This is a genomic window from Neisseria sp. HMSC70E02, from assembly GCF_001838645.1.
Classification (GTDB): domain Bacteria; phylum Pseudomonadota; class Gammaproteobacteria; order Burkholderiales; family Neisseriaceae; genus Neisseria; species Neisseria macacae.
This window is the reverse complement of sequence record NZ_KV838095.1, coordinates 9,482-9,884: the sequence shown is the minus strand read 5'-3', so window position 1 is coordinate 9,884 and position 403 is coordinate 9,482. Positions and strand designations below refer to the sequence as shown.

The window sequence follows — 403 nt, the reverse complement described above, 5'->3', positions numbered from 1 at the left end:
GCTTTCAGGCGGAATCAGCGTTGTGTTTTCGACAGCCGTCTTGTAACCGTCTGCCTGCTTAAACAATACTTTCAACATCCTCGGGTTGGTATCCAATTCAGGTGGTCCCATAAAGTCGTTTGGGATGATGTTTGCCTTGTCTTGCTTTTGCAGCACCAAAACGGCATCGGCTTGATTGTCGCCGTTTAAATCCCCCTCCACGCTTTTGATGATTTTCCAACCTTTTGGAACGTGCGCGGAAAAAACGGCGGCGTAAGCAGGCAGGACGATGCAGGATAAAAATATCAATATGCTGCGTTTCATAGCAATTCCTGATGATGGCAAATTCAATAGCCCGTAGCACGGGCTTGGCTCGCGAAACCTAATGCTGAAACCGACTGATTTCAGATTTTGGCGAAACCCG

At 47.9% G+C, this 403-nt stretch carries 1 pseudogene; it reads right to left on the bottom strand.

Going from position 1 to position 403, the window contains the following annotated elements:
- Nucleotides 1-303: pseudogene (locus HMPREF3277_RS15775) on the bottom strand (hypothetical protein); the annotation flags it as partial.
- Nucleotides 304-403: the final 100 nt, after the last annotated feature.